General features: G+C 61.0%; 19 protein-coding genes and 1 tRNA gene. 8 read left to right on the plus strand and 12 right to left on the minus strand.

Translation table 11 applies throughout. The annotated features are described in order from the left end of the window. The first annotated feature begins 15 nt into the window (after positions 1-15). Positions 16-89 (plus strand) — tRNA-Gly (locus Q1A91_RS08775). Here Q1A91_RS08775 and Q1A91_RS08780 read toward each other — a convergent pair. Continuing rightward, a complete protein-coding gene (locus Q1A91_RS08780; RefSeq protein ID WP_299875780.1) occupies positions 56-472 on the minus strand; it encodes a MerR family transcriptional regulator in 417 nt (138 codons plus the stop codon). The genes Q1A91_RS08775 and Q1A91_RS08780 overlap by 34 nt on opposite strands. An 82-nt stretch (positions 473-554) precedes the next feature. Between Q1A91_RS08780 and Q1A91_RS08785 the strand changes: the two genes are divergently transcribed. Continuing rightward, positions 555-812 (plus strand): zinc ribbon domain-containing protein, encoded by a 258-nt coding sequence (locus Q1A91_RS08785; RefSeq protein WP_299875782.1) that lies wholly within the window; start codon positions 555-557, stop codon positions 810-812. Here the strand turns inward: Q1A91_RS08785 and Q1A91_RS08790 are convergent. Beyond that, positions 809-2,434: a long-chain-fatty-acid--CoA ligase gene (locus Q1A91_RS08790; RefSeq protein ID WP_299875784.1), complete on the minus strand. Its 1,626-nt coding sequence runs from the start codon at positions 2,432-2,434 to the stop codon at positions 809-811. The two genes, Q1A91_RS08785 and Q1A91_RS08790, sit on opposite strands and share 4 nt — an antisense overlap. Positions 2,435-2,521: 87 nt before the next feature. Here Q1A91_RS08790 and Q1A91_RS08795 point away from each other — a divergent pair, with 87 nt between their 5' ends. Together Q1A91_RS08795 and Q1A91_RS08800 are read left to right on the plus strand one after the other, a co-directional pair. Next, positions 2,522-3,001, plus strand: coding sequence for a thioesterase family protein (locus Q1A91_RS08795; protein WP_299875786.1), 480 nt, complete (start codon positions 2,522-2,524; stop codon positions 2,999-3,001). Continuing rightward, entirely contained in the window at positions 3,001-3,453 is a 453-nt protein-coding gene (locus Q1A91_RS08800; RefSeq protein ID WP_299875788.1) for a GNAT family N-acetyltransferase, read from the plus strand. The genes Q1A91_RS08795 and Q1A91_RS08800 overlap by 1 nt, the downstream gene beginning before the upstream one ends. Here Q1A91_RS08800 and pgi read toward each other — a convergent pair. The 3 genes from pgi to zwf are packed head-to-tail and all read right to left on the minus strand — an operon-like array spanning position 3,437 to position 7,157. Then, on the minus strand, positions 3,437-5,026 hold the full coding sequence (pgi, locus tag Q1A91_RS08805; protein ID WP_299875790.1) for a glucose-6-phosphate isomerase: 1,590 nt from the start codon (positions 5,024-5,026) through the stop codon (positions 3,437-3,439). The genes Q1A91_RS08800 and pgi overlap by 17 nt on opposite strands. Continuing rightward, complete coding sequence (gene pgl, locus Q1A91_RS08810; RefSeq protein ID WP_299875792.1) at positions 5,026-5,694, minus strand: 6-phosphogluconolactonase; 669 nt, start codon at positions 5,692-5,694, stop codon at positions 5,026-5,028. The genes pgi and pgl overlap by 1 nt, the downstream gene beginning before the upstream one ends. Continuing rightward, positions 5,691-7,157 (minus strand): glucose-6-phosphate dehydrogenase, encoded by a 1,467-nt coding sequence (zwf, locus tag Q1A91_RS08815; protein WP_299876173.1) that lies wholly within the window; start codon positions 7,155-7,157, stop codon positions 5,691-5,693. Before zwf ends, pgl begins: the two co-directional genes overlap by 4 nt. A 185-nt stretch (positions 7,158-7,342) precedes the next feature. Here zwf and Q1A91_RS08820 point away from each other — a divergent pair, with 185 nt between their 5' ends. Next, positions 7,343-8,290 carry a radical SAM protein gene (locus Q1A91_RS08820; RefSeq protein ID WP_299875794.1) on the plus strand — a complete coding sequence of 316 codons (948 nt, stop codon included), beginning with the start codon at positions 7,343-7,345 and terminating at the stop codon, positions 8,288-8,290. Here Q1A91_RS08820 and Q1A91_RS08825 read toward each other — a convergent pair. Next, positions 8,287-9,360, minus strand: a complete 1,074-nt coding sequence (locus Q1A91_RS08825; RefSeq protein ID WP_299875796.1) for a DUF2855 family protein — start codon at positions 9,358-9,360, stop codon at positions 8,287-8,289. The two genes, Q1A91_RS08820 and Q1A91_RS08825, sit on opposite strands and share 4 nt — an antisense overlap. A gap of 68 nt (positions 9,361-9,428) precedes the next feature. Then, positions 9,429-9,698, minus strand: a complete 270-nt coding sequence (locus Q1A91_RS08830; RefSeq protein WP_299875798.1) for an usg protein — start codon at positions 9,696-9,698, stop codon at positions 9,429-9,431. Positions 9,699-9,888: 190 nt separating this feature from the next. Here Q1A91_RS08830 and gyrA point away from each other — a divergent pair, with 190 nt between their 5' ends. Further along, positions 9,889-12,645, plus strand: a complete 2,757-nt coding sequence (gene gyrA, locus Q1A91_RS08835; protein ID WP_299875800.1) for a DNA gyrase subunit A — start codon at positions 9,889-9,891, stop codon at positions 12,643-12,645. 218 nt (positions 12,646-12,863) lie between these two features. Here the strand turns inward: gyrA and Q1A91_RS08840 are convergent, their stop codons facing one another. From Q1A91_RS08840 to Q1A91_RS08855, 4 genes are all read right to left on the minus strand, one after another. Further along, complete coding sequence (locus Q1A91_RS08840) at positions 12,864-13,184, minus strand: hypothetical protein (RefSeq protein ID WP_299875802.1); 321 nt, start codon at positions 13,182-13,184, stop codon at positions 12,864-12,866. A 149-nt stretch (positions 13,185-13,333) separates the two neighbouring features. Then, positions 13,334-14,815 (minus strand): carboxypeptidase M32, encoded by a 1,482-nt coding sequence (locus Q1A91_RS08845; protein WP_299875804.1) that lies wholly within the window; start codon positions 14,813-14,815, stop codon positions 13,334-13,336. A gap of 2 nt (positions 14,816-14,817) precedes the next feature. Then, positions 14,818-15,969: a heme A synthase gene (ctaA, locus tag Q1A91_RS08850; RefSeq protein WP_299875806.1), complete on the minus strand. Its 1,152-nt coding sequence runs from the start codon at positions 15,967-15,969 to the stop codon at positions 14,818-14,820. A gap of 87 nt (positions 15,970-16,056) precedes the next feature. Then, positions 16,057-16,809, minus strand: a complete 753-nt coding sequence (locus tag Q1A91_RS08855) for an RNA methyltransferase (protein WP_299875808.1) — start codon at positions 16,807-16,809, stop codon at positions 16,057-16,059. Between the two features lie 145 nt (positions 16,810-16,954). Between Q1A91_RS08855 and Q1A91_RS08860 the strand changes: the two genes are divergently transcribed. Continuing rightward, positions 16,955-17,575, plus strand: a complete 621-nt coding sequence (locus tag Q1A91_RS08860; protein ID WP_299875810.1) for a thiamine phosphate synthase — start codon at positions 16,955-16,957, stop codon at positions 17,573-17,575. On the opposite strand, the gene Q1A91_RS08865 is transcribed toward Q1A91_RS08860, so the two are convergent. Then, positions 17,572-18,756, minus strand: coding sequence for a HupE/UreJ family protein (locus Q1A91_RS08865; protein WP_299875812.1), 1,185 nt, complete (start codon positions 18,754-18,756; stop codon positions 17,572-17,574). The genes Q1A91_RS08860 and Q1A91_RS08865 overlap by 4 nt on opposite strands. Between Q1A91_RS08865 and Q1A91_RS08870 the strand changes: the two genes are divergently transcribed. Further along, positions 18,755-19,570 (plus strand): DUF4198 domain-containing protein, encoded by an 816-nt coding sequence (locus Q1A91_RS08870; RefSeq protein WP_299875814.1) that lies wholly within the window; start codon positions 18,755-18,757, stop codon positions 19,568-19,570. The two genes, Q1A91_RS08865 and Q1A91_RS08870, sit on opposite strands and share 2 nt — an antisense overlap. Positions 19,571-19,577: the final 7 nt, after the last annotated feature.

Below are 19,577 nucleotides of genomic sequence, written 5' to 3' on the forward strand. Positions count from 1 at the left end.
CAAGATCACTGGCGCGCGGGTATGGTGAAAAGGTATCACGGCAGCTTCCCAAGCTTTAGTTACGGGTTCGATTCCCGTTACCCGCTCCAGCTTTCCGGACTTCATCCAGCCCATCCTGCGGTGCCTTGGCCAGCGCCACTTTGGTCCGTTCCAGCAAGGTCAGAAAACGCTGCGCGCCGTCCAGCCGTGCGGTGACTTCGGCAATCTTGCCGTCCAGAAATCCCTGCACGTCGAAATCCGCATCTGTCTGCGCGGCAAGCTGGCCCATGAACACGGTGATGTCGGCAATGCTCAGCCCGGCGGCCTGCGCATCGCGGATCACCTCCAGCGTCATGGCCGCGTCTTCGGGATAGATCCGGTAACCGTTGCCCGCCGCCTCATCCACATCTGACCGGATCAGCCCGTGGCGTTCATAAAACCGGATCGTGTCCCGGCTGACCTGAGCCTTCTTGGCCAATTCTCCAATCCGCATGTTTTCTCCAAAACCGTTGACAATGGTCCATGGTTTATACCATGATCCCTCCCATAGCTCAATATCACCCAAGGAGAGCCCCATGGCCAATATATGTCAAAGCTGCGGTATGCCCCTGACCAAAGATCCCGAAGGCGGCGGGCGCGAAGCGGACGGCAGCAAGAGCACGCGCTTTTGCTCCATCTGCTACGACGACGGCGCCTTTCGCCACCCCGACGCGACGGTGCAGGAATTCCAGCACCACTGCGTCGAGGCCCTGATGCGCTCCGGCATGCCGCGGATCATGGCGTGGATCTTCACCCGCGGCATTCCCCGCCTGGAGCGATGGAAAAACGCTTAAGCGTCACCCATCAGCACATCACCAAAGCTCTCGCGCAGGTTCCGCTTCAAGACCTTACCCGTTGCATTGCGCGGCAAAACATCCGTGAAAACAACGCGGTCCGGGATTTGCCACTTGGCAATCTTGCCGTCGAAAATGGCGAGGACCTCAGCCTCATCCGGCTCTTCCCCCTCGCCTTTCACGGCCACCAGCACCGGGCGTTCATCCCACTTGGGATGCCGCGCGCCGATCACGGCTGCATCCGCCAGTTTCGGATGCGCGATGGCGATGTTCTCAAGCTCAACCGAACTGATCCATTCGCCCCCCGATTTGATGATGTCCTTTGACCGGTCGCGGATGGTGACATAGCCGTCCCGGTCCATCGTGGCCACATCGCCGGTATCGAACCAGCCATTGCTCAGCGTCTGCTCGCGTGTGGACAGGAAATAGCTGTCCAAAATCCAATGCCCCCGCGTGACCAGCGCGCCCTGCGCCTCTCCGTCATGGGGCAGCGGATTGCCCTCATCATCGAGGATTTCCAGCTCGACCCCAAAGACCGGCCGCCCCTGATTTTCGCGCAGGCTGTGTTGGTCTTCCTCGGACAGGTCACTGTGTTTTGCCAACGGTTGGTTGACCGTCCCGATGGGCGACATTTCCGTCATGCCCCAGGCGTGCACCGTGTCCACGCCGTATTCCTCCCGAAAGGCGGTGATCATGGACGGCGGACAGGCCGACCCGCCCACAACCGTGCGCTTGAGGCTTTCCAACTTGCTCCCGCTCTTGCGCGCTTCGCCCAGCAGGCCCAGCCAGATCGTTGGAACACCCAATGAAATCGAGACCTTATAGCGGTCAATTAACCCAACCAGAGATGGCCCGTCCAACCCCGGTCCCGGCAACACCAACGCAGCCCCGCTCATCGCGCAGGCATAGGGCGCGCCCCAGGCGTTGACGTGGAACATCGGCACCACAGGCAGCACCACATCGCGCGCGGCAATGGCGACGCTGTCGGCAAGGTTGACCGCAAAGGCATGCAGCACGGTAGAGCGGTGAGAATAGAGAACACCCTTGGGGTTCCCCGTGGTTCCCGAGGTATAACAGAGGCTTGAGGCCGTAAACTCATCCATTTCCGGCCAGACGTAATCGTCATCACCCGATGCGATCAGATCGTCATAGAACACCAGACCCGGCAGTGCTTCTGCCGCTCCGGCATCCTGCCCCTCCATCAGAACCAGATGCTCCAGATGCTCCAGCTTGTCGCGGATCGCGGCGACCAGGGGCACGAAAGTCTTGTCGATAAACAACACCTTATCCCGCGCGTGGTTGAGGATATAGACCAGCTGTTCAGGAAACAGACGCGGGTTGATCGTGTGGCAGACAAAGCCGCCCCCAGAGGTGCCAAAGTAGATCTCCAGATGCCGCCGGTTGTTCCAGGCAATTGTGCCGCAGCGCGCCTGCGGCTCCAGCCCCAATTTGCTCAGCGCGGAGGCCAGCTTGCGGGAATTGCGCGCCACCTGCCCCCAGGAGGTTTCCTCAATCCCGCCGCCGGTACTGACCGAAGCGATTGCGCCGTCCTGATGATAGGTTTCGGCATGGGTGATCAGGCTGGAAATCAGCAAAGGTTGCGACATCATCTGGCCGTGCATGGGCGGTCCTCCTCCGGGCATTTTCGGGCAGAGTGGCGCGGTCTGCGCGCTCTTGCAAGCAGGACGTCGCCCGCGTACCCCTAAGTCATGTCGCTGATCTACCACACCCCGCTTGATGCCGAAACGCAGGCCGCCTTTGGTCTGGACCCACCGCAGCCGCTGGCCATGGCCGACCGCGTGCGGTTTTCAGAGATCGACGCGCTGCATCACGTCAACAATGTCGCCTACATGAGCTGGTTTGAGCGGATGCGCATCCGCTACATGCAGGACTGGGGCATTTCCGGATATGACCGGGAGGACGATCCGCGCATCGTGATCCGGTCGGGTGCCATTCACTACCGTCAGGAGATGGTGCTGGATGAAGATTACATCGCCACATGTGGATGCACGGCGTGGCGTAACAGCTCGTTTTCATTGAAACAACAGGTCTGGTCTGGCGCCGTGCTGCGCACGACCTTTGATTGTGTGATCGTGCTGCTGCAACCAGATGGCAGCGGCAAATACGCCATTCCGGCGGCGGTGAAGAAACGGTTTGCCGCAGTGGACGGCGCAAGGGAGGAAAGTTGATGTCAGTGAAAACACGCGCCCTGAAGGCGGAGGACCGGGCCCGCTGGGATGTGCTCTACAAGGGCTACGCCGACTTTTACGGTGTGCCGCAAACCCCTGAAATGCGGGACAAAGTCTTTGGCTGGCTGATGGACCCGGCTCATACAAGCAACGGCTTGGTTGCGGTGGATGAGGCAGGAGAGATCATCGGCCTGACACACTACCGCCCCTTCGCGAGCCCCTTGCGCGCGATCGACAATTGCTTTCTGGATGATCTTTTTGTGGACCCTGCACGGCGCGGGTCCGGCGCGGCGGAGGCGCTGATTGAAGGTGTTGCAGAGGTGGCCCGCCAGCACGGTTGGGGCGTCGTGCGCTGGATCACGGCGGATGACAATTACCGCGGCCGTGGTGTCTATGACAAGGTTGCCACCCGGACGATGTGGGTAACCTATGACCTCAATCCCGGTGCGTAATCAGATACTTGGCGAGTGCAGCGGTTGACGGGTCCCGGCTGTCCGGGTCTTCGCGGCCTTCGATGACCGGTTGCAGCGACGTGGCCAGTTCCTTGCCCAGTTCAACCCCCCATTGGTCATAGGAATTGAGGCCGAGGATCACCCCTTCGACAAACACCCGATGTTCATAAAGCGCGATGATCTGGCCCAGCGTGAAGGGATCAAGCCGCTCATATACCAGCGTCGTGGACGGGCGGTTGCCGGTGAAGACCCGGTGCCGCGCCTGACGGTCTTTCTCCTGTCCTTCCAGACCCTTATCGGCCATCATGCCTGTGGCTTCGGCCAGCGACCGGCCCCGCATCAGTGCCTCTGACTGCGCCAGACAATTGGCCATCAGCAGGTGATGGTGATGCGCCAGTTCCGGCTCATGCCCATTGGCGGCAACCATGAATTCACAGGGGATCACCCGCGTGCCTTGGTGGATCAACTGATAAAACGCATGTTGCCCATTGGTGCCCGCCGCGCCCCAGACCACGGGGCCGGAATGCTGCGCCAGCGCGGTGCCATCCATGGCCACGGATTTGCCGTTTGATTCCATCTCAAGCTGTTGCAGATAGGATGGCAGCAGCGACAGCCGTTCGTCATAGGGCAGCACCGCGCGGGTGGCGTATCCGCAGATCTGATTGTGCCAGATGCCCACCAGCGCCAGCATCACAGGCATGTTCTGCAACGGGGTGGCGATGCGGAAATGCTGGTCCATCGCCTGCGCGCCGCGCAGGAAGGCGTCAAACCCTTTGGGCCCGATGGCGATCATCAGCGACAACCCGATCGGCCCCCAGACCGAATACCGCCCGCCGACCCAATCCTCAAACCCGAACACCTGTTCAGACGCGATGCCAAAAGCGGCGGTTTTGTCGTCGGAGGTGCTGAGCGCTGCGAACTGAACCGCAGGGTTTCCACCATGGTCCATCATCCACGCTTTGGCCGTGCGCGCATTCGTCATCGTCTCAATCGTGGTGAAGGTCTTGGAAGCGACAATCACCAGCGTGGTCTTTGCATCCAGCCCGCGCAGCGTATCCGCGATATGCGCCCCATCGACATTGGAGACAAAATGGCAGCGTGGCCCGTCGTGATAGGGCGCAAGCGCAGCCACCGCCATTGCTGGCCCCAGATCGGAACCGCCAATGCCGATGTTGACCACATCGGTGATCTGCCCTGCCCGCACCTCATCCGCAAACCGGCGCATGCGCGCCAGCGTGTCCAGTACGCCGGGCATCACATCCGCGCCATCGACCTCAACAGGACCGCCATCAAGGTTGCGCAGCGCGGTGTGCAAAACCGCGCGCCCTTCGGTCTCATTGATCTGCGCACCGGCGAACATCGCATCGCGTTTCTCGGCAACACCGGCTGCTTCGGCCAGCGCCAGCAGGTCCGCGCGGGTGTCGCGATCCATGTTGGTCTTGGCGTAATCCAGACGCATGTGTTGCGTCTGCACGGCAAAATCATCGGCGCGCCCGTCATCTTCGAACAGCGCAAGGATCGGACGCGCCCCGATGGCGGCGTGGCGGCTCTCAAGCGTTTTCCAGATCTCCATCACGCGGCCCAATGCACGGTCAGCCCGTCCAGAACGGTCGCAATCGGCGCCTCCTGCGCAGGCAGATGCAAGGCGCGTTCCAACGCCGCGCGTTTTGCGTCACCGTAAATCAGCAGATGTTTGGACATCGCCCCTTGCAACGCATGGGCGGGCAAGGTCACGCGGGGCAGCTGCCCCTCTGGATGCACCGCACAGAGAAGCGGCGCATCCGGCGCCAGCGCCGCCATCAAACCCTGCGCGCCGGGAAAGAGCGACGCGGTGTGCATGTCGTCCCCCATCCCCAGCATCAGCAGAGAGATCGGCATGTGATCGGCCAGACCGTCGGCCACTTCAGCGGCACCCGTTTGAGCATCTTTGCCCGCGCGGAAGAACGGCATGAACGTCGCCGCTGCCGCCCGGTCCACCAGCAGTCGCTCCTTGATCAGCCGCGCATTGGACTGCGGATCATCCTCAGCCACCCAGCGTTCATCCGTGAGCATCACATGCACCCGGTCCCATTCCAGTTCGGTGGCGCAGATCATGTCAAAGATCGGCCCCGGCGAGGTCCCTCCGGGCACCGCGAAAGAGGCAAAGGGATGCACCAGCAGACACTTGCGCAGCTCGCTCGCCAGCACATTTGCCAGCTGCATCGCCAGCATCTCACGATCAGGATATTCTTGCAGGTTCATGGGCTTACCTCCCGCCATTCACGTCCGTCGCGGCGCATCAGTTCAAACGAATCCGTGGGGCCGTCAGACCCGCTGTCATAGGGTTTGGGCACTTCATTGCGCCCTTCCCAGCCCTGAATGATCGGATCGGTCCAGGCCCAGGCGGCCTCCACTTCGTCCCCGCGCATGAACAAGGTCTGGTTGCCCCGGATCACATCCATGATCAGCCGCTCATAGGCGTCCACATGATCCTTATCATCCCCCAGCGCTTCGGCAAAAGACATATCAAGTGGCACGTCAATCAGGCGCATTCCCCCCGGTCCGGGCTCCTTGATCGTCACGCCCAGTGTGATCCCTTCGTTCGGTTGCAGCCGGATCGACAGCACATTGCGGTGCCGTCCCGCTTCTTCGGAGAAAATCGAATGCGGCGTTTCCTTGAAGACCACCGTGATTTCTGAGGAGCGCGCGGCCATGCGTTTGCCAGTGCGCAGGTAGAAGGGCGTGCCGGACCAGCGCCAGTTGCTGATGTGGGTCTTGAGCGCGACAAAGCTCTCCGTGCGGGACTTTGGATCCCCGACAGCCGTGCGATATCCCGGCATTTCCGCCTCATTACAGGCCTCCGCCTGATATTGCCCCCGGCTGATATGATGCGGAAGAACGGGATCCAACGCCCTGATCACCTTAAGTTTTTCGTCCCGGACCGCATCTGGATCAAAACGCGCTGGCGGCTCCATCGCGATCAGGCACAAAAGCTGCATCAGGTGGTTCTGCACCATGTCCCGCATCGCACCGGACTTGTCGTAATACTCCCCACGGCCCCCAACGCCCACGGTTTCCGCTACGGTGATCTGGATGTGATCGACGTATTGCGCGTTCCACAGCGGCTCAAACAGCATATTGCCGAACCGCACGGCCATCAGGTTCTGCACGGTTTCCTTGCCCAGATAGTGGTCGATCCGGTAAATCTGCCGTTCGTGGAAGTGTTCAGCCAGTGTGTTGTTCAGCGCCTGCGCGGTTTCCAGATCGCGGCCAAAGGGTTTTTCCACTACGATCCGCGCCTTGGCGTCCGCCATGCCCCACTTGTGCAACCGCTCCGCCAGATCGCCGAACAGCCCCGGCGAGACGGAGAAATAATAGGCTTCCACCCGACCCTCGCCCGCGATCAGCTTCTGCAACTCGGCCCAGCCTGCCTCGCCGCGCGCATCAATCGCGACATACTCAAGCTGCGACAGAAACGCATCAAGATCGCTGGGCTTATGCTTGAAATCGCTGTTGAATTCGCCAATCGCGGCGCGCACCATGTCGCGGTAGCCATCCGCATCAATCTCAGAGCGTGCGGCACCTATCACCCGTGCATCGCGCGGCATCTGCCCCGCGCAAAACCGCCGGAACAGCCCCGGCAGGATTTTGCGCCGCGCCAGATCACCCGTGCCGCCGAAAATCACCAGATCGAAGGGTTCCACCGGAATAACACGGGATTCCATATGTGGCATTTCATGCTGAATTGTGGCCATCACGCGCTCCGCCTGGCAAATTACTGTTAGCGCTACCATACGCATATCTGCGCGCTTCACAAGGTCGTGCACGCCACCGCCCATGGGCTTTCCATAGGCGCCAAAATATCTTAGCTGAGGGAACAATATCGCAGGCTTTGAGGCAAGGACCAAACATGAAAGATCTGGCACCGGGCAATGCAGGCAAGTTTCAGGACCCTGCCCTCACCGCCAAGGGAGAGCCGCGCGCGACCGTCGCGCTCAGCAATCCGCAGACGCTTTGGTTCAACACAGGCACGCTTTGCAACATCGAATGCGTGAACTGCTATATCGAATCGAGCCCGACAAACGACGCGCTCGTCTATATCACCGCAGCAGAGGTGCGCGATTACCTCGACCAGCTGGAAGAGCGGAAGTGGTCCGTGTCTGAGATCGCCTTCACCGGTGGTGAGCCTTTCATGAACCCCCAGATGATCGAGATCACGCATGCCGCGCTGGCCCGTGGGTATGAGGTGCTGATCCTCACAAATGCCATGCGGCCGATGATGCGCAAAACCATGCAGGCAGGGTTGAAGCGGTTGAACGCGGAGTACCCCGGCAAGCTGACGCTGCGCATCTCAGTCGATCACTACCGGCCTGACCTGCATGACGCGGAACGGGGCGAAGGCGCGTTTGAGAAAACCCTCGCAGGCATGTACTGGCTGCGCGACAACGGCTTCCGCATGGCCGTCGCCGGCCGGTCGGTCTTTGGTGCCGCGGATGAGGACAGCCGCGCGGGATATGCCGATTTCTATGCCCGTCACAACTTTGACATCGACGCGCAAAACCCTGGAATGACTGTGCTTTTCCCTGAAATGGACGAAAGCGTTGAAGTGCCCGAGATCACGACTGCCTGCTGGGGCATTCTGAACAAATCCCCCGATGCGGTCATGTGTTCCTCCTCCCGCATGGTGGTGAAACGCAAAGGCGCTGACACGCCTGCGGTGCTGGCCTGCACCCTGCTGCCCTATACGCCGGAGTTTGAGCTGGGCACAACGCTGGCCGAAGCTGAGCGCGACGTTGCGCTCAACCATCCGCATTGCGCGAAATTCTGCGTGCTGGGCGGGGCGAGCTGTTCCGCTTAAGCTGCTGAAAATGAGATGATATGTCCCTGTCGCGGGTCCGCCTGACCTGCGGCCATCGCGGCCCAGACCTCTGGTGCGGCGGCCAATCCGTCATGCACCGTCACTTCCAGCCAGTCTGCCGCATCCGCAACCATGCTTTGCCAGCTTTCGCCGATCTTCCGCTCCATCACGCCCGGACCCCATTCCTTTTGCCGCTTCGCGATCTGGGACGGGGCAAAGAAGAACTCAGGCTTCGGCCCGGCCAGCGGCACACTCGGGTTGAACTGGTCCCAATGGCTGATGCCGACAGCAGATGAATGCCTCAACACATCCGCCAGCCGTGCATGAAGTGCTGCCTTGACCTGCGCGTTCCCGGACATGTCCACGTAAACGGATGGCACCTGCGCCAGCGTGTCGACGGCGTCATAGGTCAGGACCTGATCACAGGTGCCAAGTGCTTCGACAAACGCCTTGTTGCGCGCTGAGGTGAGCCCCACGATGTGCTTTGGCCGCGTTTCCCCTTCGGACAGGAACTTGCAAAGGCCCAGCCCTGTCTTGGATGAGGCAGAGCCGACAATGATCTGTTCTGCCTCGAAAAAATCGTTGTCCTGCAACCAGTCCTTCAGCACATAGGAGGTCGCCAGCAAGGGTTGCAACAAGGCACGCTGGTGATCGCGTTTGGCGTCGTTGCCGGTGACCCGTGCGTAGTGGTTGTAGACCCCCGGCAGTTCGGCGCGGTGCGGTGCGCGGTCGATCACACCTTTTTCTCCGGCGGCCTGTGGCTGCATCACCAGTTCTTCCGCGAGGGGCAGAAATCCATACAGACGTTCGCCGACGCGCAGCACATCAGAGCGGCTTTCGACAACTTCAGCCACGCCCCAGACCGGGACCAAGCCCTTGCCCTCCGCAGGTGTGGGAAAGAACGCCCAGTATTTCAGGTCAAACCCGGCAGCTGCATAGGTGACATTGTTTGCGGTTACCGCGCAGGATTGCAGGCGCAGCCGGGCCTCACCGTCGTTCAGCGCAGGTGGTGTTGCCTCCGCCACCGCAACATCCGCGATGGTCTTTTGGTCCACGTGAAGCTCTCGCATATCCGTCCCTCGGCCATTTTGAGCAAAAGGTGCCGGGGATTTATGCAGAACGCACGCGAAACGTCACGTCAGTGCAGCGTAAACTCGCCCACCTGGTTGTGCCATTCCCCCGGTCCGATCAATTTGCGGTGGGAAAAGCGCACCGAATGCAGCGGCCCGTCGATCTTCTTTTGCCAGAATTCCACAAACTCGAAAAGCTTGGGGTGATCGGGGGCGAGGTCGTATTCCTGCCAGATGTAGCTGTTCAGGACATGCGTGTAATCGGGCATGTGATAGAAAAATTCCGCTGTGGTCAGCCCGTACCCTTTCAGCATCAACTCGGTCTCGGATTCAGCCATATGTGTCCTCTTGGTTTATGTCTGTTCCCCCACTCTGACACGCCAGAATTACTTTTCAATAAAAACAATATGTTGGCACTCTGCCTCCAGTGATGCCAGTGCATCTGCGCCACAGGCATTGCACCTTATATGCCGCCTCTGGTATAGATAATCGCAATATATAGAGCCCCAAAGAAGCTGAGCAGACACCTTGAGCGATACGCCAGAAACCCCTGAAAACGAAGACGAAATGCCCCCCGAGCGTCCCGTCTACGATGGTCCCTCCGTCAGCATCGAAGATGAGATGCGCACAAGCTACCTCGATTACGCGATGAGCGTGATCGTCAGCCGCGCGATCCCTGATCTGCGCGACGGGCTGAAGCCGGTGCACCGGCGCATCATCTATTCGATGTACGAAAAAGGCATCACCCACGACAAGCCGTACCGCAAATCGGCCAAATCCGTGGGCGATGTGATGGGCTCCTATCACCCCCATGGGGACAGCGCGATCTACGACGCGCTGGTGCGTATGGCGCAGGATTTCTCCATGTCGCTGCCGCTGATCGACGGTCAGGGCAATTTCGGCTCCATGGACGGGGATTCTGCGGCTGCGATGCGCTATACGGAATCGCGTCTGGCCAAGGTCGCCTCGTTCATGACCAGCGATCTGGACAAGGATACCGTTGATTTCATTGACAACTATGACGGTAAGGAAAAGGAACCTTCGGTCCTCCCTGCCCGTTTCCCCAATATGCTGGTCAATGGCGCGGGCGGCATCGCTGTCGGCATGGCCACCAATATTCCGCCCCATAACCTTGGGGAAGTGATCAACGCGACGCTTGCGCTGATTGAAGAGCCGGATCTGACCTCTGAACAGTTGATCGACTATATCCCCGGCCCCGATTTCCCCACGGGCGGCATCATGCTGGGCCGTTCCGGTGCGCGCAAAGCCTACCTTGAAGGGCGCGGATCGGTTGTGGTGCGGGCAAAAACGCGGGTTGAGGAAATCCGCAAAGACCGTTGGGCCATCATCATTGATGAAATTCCCTATCAGGTGAACAAATCCACCATGATCGAGAAGATCGCAGAACAGGTGCGTGAAAAGAAAATCGATGGCATCGCCCATGTGCAGGACGAATCCGACCGCAACGGCGTGCGGGTGGTGATCGAACTCAAGCGCGACGCGACGGCGGAAGTGGTGATGAACCAGCTTTATCGCTTCACGCCGATGCAGACCTATTTCGGCTGTAACATGCTGGCGCTGAACGGCGGCCGGCCTGAGACGCTGACACTGCGCCGGTTCCTGACCGCATTCATCGATTTCCGCGAAGAGGTTGTCGCCCGCCGCACCGCTTTCCTGCTGCGCAAGGCGCGCGAGCGCAGCCATATCCTGTGTGGTCTGGCTGTGGCGGTCACCAATATCGACGAAGTTGTGCAGACCATCCGCTCTTCTGCTGATGCAACGGAAGCCCGCGAACGGTTGATGACGCGCCGCTGGCCTGCGGCAGACATCCTGCCCTATATCGCTCTGATTGATGATCCGACCCATACCGCAAACGACGACGGCACCTATAACCTGTCCGAGGCACAAGCCCGCGCCATTCTGGAACTGCGCCTGCAACGTCTCACGCAGATCGGCGTAAAAGAAGTCACGGACGAACTGGAAGAGCTGGCCTCCAAGATCAAGGAATACCTTGAGATTCTCGGCTCCCGTGAGCGGATCATGGCGATCATCACAACCGAACTGCACGAGGTGCGCGACCAATTCGCCGTGCCGCGCCGCACGGAGATCGTCGACTGGTCCGGCGACATGGAAGACGAAGACCTGATTGCGCGCGAAGACATGGTCGTGACCGTCACCTCCGGCGGCTACATCAAACGCACGCCTCTGGCCGATTTCCGCAGCCAGCGCCGTGGCGGCAAGGGGCTGTCCGGCGGGGCGCTGAAAGAAGATGACGTGGTGACGACTCTGTTTGTCGCCAACACCCATACGCAGCTTTTGTTCTTCACCACCGATGGCATGGTCTACAAGCTCAAGACCTGGCGCTTGCCCCAAGGCGGGCGCACGTCAAAAGGCAAGGCCATCGTGAACATCCTGCCCATTCCCACGGGTGTGTCCATCGCCGCGATCATGCCGGTGGACCGGGATGAGGATGAATGGGACGACTTGCAGGTGGTCTTTGCCACCTCCGCAGGCACCGTGCGCCGCAACAAGCTGTCGGATTTCACCAATGTGAAGTCCAACGGCAAGATTGCGATGAAATTCGAGGATGAGCATGAGAACACCACGCTGATCAACGCCCGCATTGCCTCCAACGATGATGATGTGATGCTGGTCACCAATTCCGGCCGGGCGATCCGCTTCCGGGCCACCGACGTGCGCGTGTTCAACTCGCGCAATTCTGTCGGGGTGCGGGGCATCAAGCTGAATGGCAAGGATGAAGTCGTGTCGATGTCCATCATCCGCCACTTCAATGCCGACAGTGACGAACGCGCCGCCTACCTCAAGATGCGCCGTGCCATGGCCGGGCTGGCGGATGACGCCGAAGGGGACGAGGAAGAAGGCAACGCTGACATGCCACTGGCGCAGGAGCGTTATGCCGAAATGTCGGCCGCCGAAAACCTGATCCTGACCATCACGGCCCAGGGGGCGGGCAAGCTCAGCTCCTCCCACGACTACCCGCTGCGCGGACGCGGCGGCATGGGGGTGACGGCGATGGACAAAGCCATGCGCGGCGGCCAGATCGTGGCCTCCTTCCCGGTGGAGATGGACGATCAGATCATGCTCGCCACGTCCAAGGGGCAGTCGATCCGCGTCCCGGTGGACGGCATCTCCTTCCGGTCGCGCAGTGCGGGCGGCGTGCGGGTGTTCAACACCGGCAAGGGCGAAGAAGTGGTCAGCGTCGCCTGGATTGCCGATCAGGGTGAGGAAGAGGGTGACGCGGGTGGTGACGATGCGGAAGCATAGCGCTCACTTTCGTTTCCTCCGGAACTGACACAGATTTGAAGCCGATCGTTCAAGCTGGTTGAGCTGTCCGGTGGGTTGGAAGTGGTCAAGCTTGTCCTTTCAGACCGAGAGCCCCCGAACTCCCGGCGCTTGGCTAAAACAGAAAAAGCCCCTTGCTGACATCAGCAAGGGGCGTTTTTTCTCCAACATTCGGTCCCGATGGGACGGAACGTTTTGGCTTAGCTGCCGGAACCAGTTGTGGTTGCCGTGCCGCTGCCACCTGATGCCGCAGCTGCAACAGCAGCAACGCCGACAACGGCTGCTGCGGCTGCACCTGCCGAGATACCTGCGCCCGCAGTAAACAGGCCACCTGTAGTGGTTGCAGCAGCACCAGTTGTGGTTGCAGCAGCCGCTGTTGTGGTCGTGGTGGTTGTCGCTGCGGCAGCGCCTGTGCCTGTCGGTGCAGTTGCAGCGGCGCCTGTGGCAGCTGGTTGAGTCTGTGCAGTCGCCAGGCCCGCGGTCAAAGCAAGGGCAGAAGCGGCAATAAGGATACGTGTCATAATAGATACTCCGGGTTGAAGTCGAAACTCTTGGCGACAGAACCATAACGGTCCTGAACTATCAACATGAAATGCCTTAAAACTCTGTTACCGGCTGCATTTTGCCACTGATACCGCGTGATGTGCCTGTGACGGCCACAAAACCCGCCCTAGAGACCATAAATCTCGCTGAATTTTGCCCGCAAATAGCCCAGAAGCGGCTTTTCTGACGGGGCCTGTCCTGCGGCGCGTTCGATCACGTCGCGCGGTTCGTAAAGCCCGCCGTGTGTTTGCAGATGCGCGCGCAGCCAACCTGTTGCCGCAGAGGTATCACCCTGCGCAAGCTGATCGTCCAGATCCGGCACCGCTGCCTGCATCGCCTCATTGAGGCACCCGGCATAGACATTGCCCAGCGAATAGGTCGGGAAATACCCCAGCAGCCCCACCGACCAATGCACATCCTGCAACACCCCGTTTGAGGCCTTGTCCACCGCAAAACCGAAATCCGCTTCAAACCTGTCGTTCCACGCAGCCTCCAGATCCGCCACCTGCAAATCATGGCTGACCAGCGCCCGTTCCAGATCAAAGCGCAGCAGGACGTGCAGGTTGTACTGCAATTCATCCGCCTCTGTCCGGATATAGCCATCCGACACCCGGTTCACGATTCTGTAGAATGTCTCTGCGTCCGCCACGCCGAAGTCGCCGAAGGCCTCTTTCATCTGACCAAAAAGCCAGCCCGTAAACGCCCGACTGCGGCCGATCTGGTTTTCATAGATCCGGCTCTGGCTTTCATGCACCCCCATGGACACGCCCTGCCCCAGCGGGGTGAGCAGATACTCCCTGTCGATCCCCTGTTCATACGCCGCATGCCCCACCTCATGGATGGTGGAATAAAAGCAGTTGAACGGATCGCTCTGTGATGTGCGCGTGGTGATCCGCACATCCAGCCCTGAGCCGGAGGAGAACGGATGCACCGCCTTGTCGACCCGGCCATGGGTCATGTCATAGCCAAAGGCGCGGGCAAGCTGCCGCGTCAGCTTCATCTGCGCACCTTCGTCGAAGGACGCTTCCAGCTTCGGCGGTGCCTCTGCCGCGCGTACCGCTGCCCGCAACTCCGCCAGTTCCGGTCGCAAGGCACCAAACATCGCTTCCAGCTCCGCACCGGTGGTGCCCGGCTCGTAATCCGCCAGCATCGCGTCATAGACATCCATGTCACTGCCCGCCGCCAGCGCCTGCCCTTCCTCGCGTTTCAGCGCGATCACCTCTGTCAGTGTCGGCACGAAAGCCGCGAAATCATCCTCTTCCCGCGCCTCCGCCCAGATGCCCTGCGCTTCGGAGGTGACCCGCGCAATCCGCGCCGCGAGTGTCGCAGGCACCTTGCTGGCCCGGTCAAAGCTGCGGCGGATGTGACGCAGGTTCGCCTGCCCCACCGCGTCCAGACTGTCGTCCTTGATCGCCGCCAGCCAATCCCCCACACGTGGATCAACCCGGCGGGCGTGCAGCACGCTCTCCATTGCGGCCATTTCCTCGCCCCGCTGGGGCGCGGCACCGCGCGGCATCATCGTCTCCTGATCCCAACCCAGACGCCCGGCCACCTGGCTCAGCGCCTGTGTCTCGCGGGTAAAGCTCATCAGATCGTCATAGGCACTCATGCTCAGGTTCCTCTCAGGGATGTGGCAATGGGATATTGGCTCAGGAAACGGGCGCGCAGGATCAACACCCACAGGATGACAGCCAGCGCCTGATGCACCAGCGCAATGTGCACCGGGGCGGCATAAAGAACGGTGGTGATGCCCACGGCGATCTGCAACGCAAGGGCGGCCATCACCGCGTTAAAGGCAAAACGTGTGGCTGCATGGGCCGATGTGCGGCCGCGCAGCCAGACCACGATGCCGAACACCAGCAGCAGATAGCCCGTCACCCGGTGCATGAACTGCACCAGACCGGGGTTTTCAAAGAAATTCCGCCAGGCGGGGTCAATGCTGAAAGCATCGGGGGGGAACACCTGCCCCTGCATCAGCGGCCAATCGACGAAATAGCGCCCCGCATCAATGCCCGCGACCAGCGCGCCGATCAGAATTTGCAGGAAGGAGAAATGCAACAACCCCGTCGCCAGCCCGAATTGTTTGCCTTCCCGCGCGCGCCGCGCCTGCATCAGATCGCGCTCTTCCCGGCCCAGCAACAGCGCATACCACGTGATGAACCCCAGGATCACAAAGGCCAGCCCCAGATGCGTGGCCAACCGATAACTTGCCACATCCAGCATCCCCTCTCCGCGCGTCACGCCAGAGGCCACCATCCACCAGCCAATCGCCCCCTGCGCGCCCCCCAAAGCGCCCAACAGCAGCAATCGTGGCGTCCAGCCCGCAGGGATCTGCCGCCGCAGCAGGAACCACGCAAAACCCACAAACCACACCAGCCCGATCACCCGACCCAGTTGCCGGTGGCCCCACTCCCACCAGTATATGACCTTGAACTCGGCCATGCTCATGCCCGCATTCTGCAATTGGTACTCGTCGATCTGCTTGTATTTCTCAAACTCTGACGCCCAATCCGCTTCCGACAGCGGCGGGATCGCCCCTGTCACAGGCCGCCATTCGGTGATCGACAATCCACTGTCCGTCAGCCGCGTCATGCCGCCCACGGCGATCATCACAAACACCAGCGCAAACAGGATCATCAGCCAGACCCGGATCGCCCCGCGTGCACCACTGCGCCCCCGGTCAATCACGCCCGTCTGGGCCACAGGCCGCACCGCCTCTTCACTGCTGACTTCTTCAAAGATGTTTCTGGATTTCTTCGCCATAACCGCCTCGATCTTTCGCAACAGAGGTAGGCCAGCGCGCCGCAAAGGTCTAGAGCACCAAAGCGTCGCAGCGCCCAACCCAAAACATCAGCCGCGGTCTTTCCAGCGCACCATCTGCCGCATCATGCCGTGCAGCATCTGCACATCCGCCCGCGTCATTGGCATCCGCGACCACATGTTACGCAGGTTCAGCTTCATCGAGGCCGCCTTATGCTCGGGAAAAAAGAACCCCGCCTCCGCCATCCGGTCCTCATAATGCTGCGCCAGATGCTCCACCTCCGCACCGGAGGCCCAATCCGTGCCTGCCATCTCAACCCGTTCCGTGGTCACATCCATCTGCGTCCGCTGCCACTCATACCCCACCAACAACACGCATTGCGCCAGATTGAGCGAGGCAAACACCGGATTGACCGGCACCGAAATGATCGCATTGGCCCGCGCAATATCGTCGTTCTCCAGCCCGGCACGTTCCGGCCCGAAAAGCACTGACACCCGCTGCCCCGCCGCAATCCGCGCCGCCGCCGCCACCATCGCGCCGCGCGGATCATACACCGGCTTGGTCAGATCCCTTTCCCGCGCCGTGGTTGCAAACACGAAATCACTGTCCCCCAGCGCCTCCGGCAAATCCCCCACCAGCCGCGCCTCATCCAGCAACCGTCCGGCCCCTGAAGCCATCGCCACCGCCGCCGGGTTGGGCCAGCCATCGCGCGGCGCCACCACAACCATCCGGTCAAGCGAGAAATTCCACATCGCCCTTGCCGCCGCCCCGATGTTCTCCCCCATCTGCGGCCGCACCAGCACAAAGGCCGGGCTCTCCGGCAAAGACACAATATCACTCATGCCCGCCTCATACGCGCCGCCCCGTAGGCCCACAAGCCTCACCGCCCCTTCCAAATGGTTAAAAAAACCCCACCGGAGGTCTAAAATTTCCCTTTTGGAGTTTCATCCGCTAAGAGCCGGAACACAAAGACGAAGGACGCCCCCCATGGACACCCCCGAGCAGCCGCAAATCTACCTGATTACCCCGCCCGAGGTGGAACTGAGCACCTTCCCCGCCACATTGGCCGGGATCCTCGATGCCCATGACATCGCCTGCGTCCGTCTGGCCCTCGCCACCCGCGACGAAGACCGTATCGCCCGTGCCGCCGACGCCCTGCGCGAGGTGACCCACGCCCGCGATGTGGCGCTTGTCATTGCCGATCACACGCTGATGGTGGAACGGCTCGGCCTTGATGGCGTGCACCTCTCGGACGCGGCCCGCTCCGTCCGCCACGCCCGCAAGGAACTCGGCCCCGACGCCATCGTCGGCGCCTTCTGCGGGCCCTCGCGCCATGATGGCATGTCCGCAGGGGAAGCTGGTGCCGATTACGTCAGCTTCGGGCCGGTGCGCCCCGGCACGCTGGACGATGGCAGCTTTGCCGAAACCGAGCTTTTTGGATGGTGGTCCGAAGTGATCGAAGTCCCCGTGGTGGCCGAAGGCTTGCTGGACGAAGCGATGATCACCCGCCTCGCCCCGCACACGGACTTTTTCGGTCTGGGCGATGAGCTTTGGAAAAGCGAAGAGCCCGCCGCCGAGTTGAAAAAACTCATCACGGCAATGGGTTAAAGAAACACCCGCTCGATCACCCACCAGACCCCGATCACCGCAATCAGCAGCGACCCCACCAGCGACACCGCGCGGAAGGTCACCGCATAATCGCGCACCGGCGCCTCGGCGGGCTGCAATTGCGCACCGCTCGCTGCACGCACCGCAGCCCAGATCAGCACCGCGGCCATGGCGATCACCGTCAACTGGCCCAGCTCAACGCCGACGTTGAAGCCGATCAGCGCCGGAATGAACTGCGCCTCCGGCAGACCAAAGTCCCCGAGCACCGACGCAAATCCAAGCCCGTGCAACAGCCCAAATCCAAAGATCACAAAGGGCCGCCACCGGCTGAGGTGGCTCAGATAGATGTTCTCAACCGCCACATAAACGATCGAAGCCGCAATCAACGGCTCCACAATTGAGCCCGGCACTTTCACCAGCCCCAATGCCCCCAGCGCCAGCGTCACCGTATGCGCCAGCGTAAAGGCAGACACCTGCCACAACAGCGGCGCCAGCTTGGTGGACAGGAAAAACAGCCCCAGCACAAACAGGATATGATCCAGACCTTTTGGCAGAATGTGATCGAACCCAACCGGAATATAGCTGGCAAAAGCGGCCCAACCGCTCTGCGCATCTCCACCTGCAAGGGCAATCGGGTCAGAGGTATCTCCCCCATCCAGATATCCCGTAAACGGCGCTTCGACCCCCTGCTGGCGCAGCACCATCGCACCGCCACCCGCAGGCCATGTCACCTGCACCTGTGCTGCGCCGGCAGGCACGTCGCCCAGCAACTGCCAGCGGGTGACGCGCGGCAGATCTTCCGACACCTGCTCGGGCACGGAAATCTCTGCGCCGCGCAGCGCCACAGCCTGCCCATCCACCGTCAGCAGCGGCAGCGCGTTCCACGCATCCAGCAGATCCGGCGCACGCCCCATGATCTCCGCATCCGGCAGGGCGCGCAGCGCGTCATAGCCCACCGCATTTGCCGCATCATCGGTGTCTTCCAACCCGTCCAGATTGATGCCCGCAAGAAACGCTTCAAGGTTCAGTTCCAGCACCAGTTCCGCCTGACCCTCCGCCACCGTCAGATCACCGATTGTCGGCTGCACCTCATGGGCGCGCGCCATCGTGACCGCCAGCAGGCTTGACAACACGGCCAAACCCACCAGCTTTGCGATACCTAGAAGGGAAATCTGTTTCATGTCTCTTGCCCGTTTCTTTTGTGTTGCCGCGCTGGCCGTCGCCAGCCCTGCGCTGTCCCATGAATTCTGGATCGCGCCGGAGAAATATCAAGTCGAATCAGGAGGCAACCTACAAGCCCATTTCCGCAACGGCGAGGGGTTCGAGGGCCGCAGCCTGTCCTATTTCGATCAACGCTCTCTCCGGTTCGAGATGATTGCGGGTGGCACTGTCACACAACTGACCCCGCGTGCAGGCGACAAACCCGCCTTCACCCTGCCCGACGGCACCAAAGACGGGTTGGTCGTGGTTGTGCATGAAACCACCTCATCCAGCCTTACGTACCGCGATTGGGAAAAGTTTCTGAAATTCGCGGCCCACAAGGATTTTCCAAACGCCGCCGCCGATCACATCGCCGCAGGCTGGTCACAGGAGAAGTTCAAGGAAAGCTACACCCGACACGCCAAGGCGCTGATGGCGGTGGGCGCTGGCGAAGGTGCGGATCAACCTGCCGGCATGGCCACGGAATTCACAGCGCTGACAAACCCTTACGCGGCGACCTTCACAGGTGAGATGAAAGTCGCCCTCACCTACAACGGCCAGCCCCGCCCGGATGCGCAGGTTGAAGTCTTCGACCGCGGCCCTGAAGATGCGGTCACCATCACCCTGCACCGCACCAACGCCGAAGGCATCGCGACCATCCCCGTGACACCGGGCCATGAATACCTCTTTGACGCGGTCGTGCTGCGCAAGGCGGACAATCCGGACTCCAATCCAGACGACCCTTTGTGGGAGACCCTTTGGGCAGCCCTCACCTTCAACGTCCCCGCCCGCTGACCTTGCG

The sequence above is a fragment of the uncultured Sulfitobacter sp. genome, assembly GCF_947500075.1.
Taxonomy (GTDB): Bacteria; Pseudomonadota; Alphaproteobacteria; order Rhodobacterales; family Rhodobacteraceae; genus Sulfitobacter.